The 441-nt window shown below is 75.5% G+C and carries 1 protein-coding gene; it reads left to right on the top strand.

Features of this window, described 5'->3' with window-relative positions:
- Window positions 1–441: SDR family NAD(P)-dependent oxidoreductase (locus tag PUR61_RS01105; protein WP_329874661.1), on the top strand; the 441-nt coding region annotated here is incomplete at both ends.

Genomic DNA, 441 nt, shown 5'->3' with positions numbered 1-441 from the left:
CCCGTGGAACCCGGACGGCACGGTTCTGATCACGGGTGGTACGGGGACGCTGGGGGCGATCCTGGCGCGGCACCTGGTGGCCGAGCGGGGGGTGCGGCATCTGGTGCTGCTCTCCCGGCGGGGTGAGCGGGCGCCGGGTGCGGCCGAGTTGCGGGAGGAGCTCGTCGCGGCGGGTGCTTCGGTGACGATCGCCGCCGCCGACGCGGCTGATCGTGAGGCGCTGGCCGCCGCGATCCGGGAGGTTCCGGTGGGGCATCCGCTGACTGCGGTGGTCCACACGGCGGGTGTCGTGGACGACGGGGTCCTGACCGCGCTGACGCCCGAGCGGTTGGCCGCGGTGTGGGCGCCGAAGGCGGACGGGGCCCGGCACCTGCACGAGCTGACCCGGGGCCACGACCTGGCCGCGTTCGTCCTGTACTCCTCCGTCGCCGCCGTCCTGGG

Origin of the sequence: Streptomyces sp. BE20 (assembly GCF_036322525.1) — a bacterium.
GTDB lineage: Bacteria > Actinomycetota > Actinomycetes > Streptomycetales > Streptomycetaceae > Kitasatospora.
This window is presented reverse-complemented; position numbering and strand designations above follow the sequence as displayed.